This is a genomic window from Alkalicoccobacillus porphyridii, assembly GCF_007293315.1.
Taxonomy (GTDB): domain Bacteria; phylum Bacillota; class Bacilli; order Bacillales; family Bacillaceae_D; genus Alkalicoccobacillus; species Alkalicoccobacillus porphyridii.
In genome coordinates this window covers 1-242 of record NZ_VLXZ01000383.1, presented here as the reverse complement: position 1 = coordinate 242, position 242 = coordinate 1, and the positions used below count along the sequence as shown (strand labels likewise).

The 242-nt window shown below is 49.2% G+C and carries 1 rRNA gene; it reads right to left on the bottom strand.

Annotated elements, in window-relative coordinates:
- Positions 1 to 72 (bottom strand): 5S ribosomal RNA (rrf, locus tag FN960_RS22365); the annotation flags it as partial.
- Between the last annotated feature and the right edge of the window lie 170 nt (positions 73 to 242).

Below are 242 nucleotides of genomic sequence, written 5' to 3'. Positions count from 1 at the left end.
ATTGACGCAGAAGAGCTTAACGGCCGTGTTCGGCATGGGAACGGGTGTGACCTCTTCGCTATTGCCACCGGACATATAAGAGAAATGAGATTCTCTCAAAACTAAATCGCGCTCCACAGGACGGGAAGGCAAGCGTACCTGCTTTCCGGTCCTGTTCATGTTATTCACACACATCTTTTCACCATGATTTTGGATAAGTCCTCGACCGATTAGTATCTGTCCGCTCCATGTGTCGCCACACT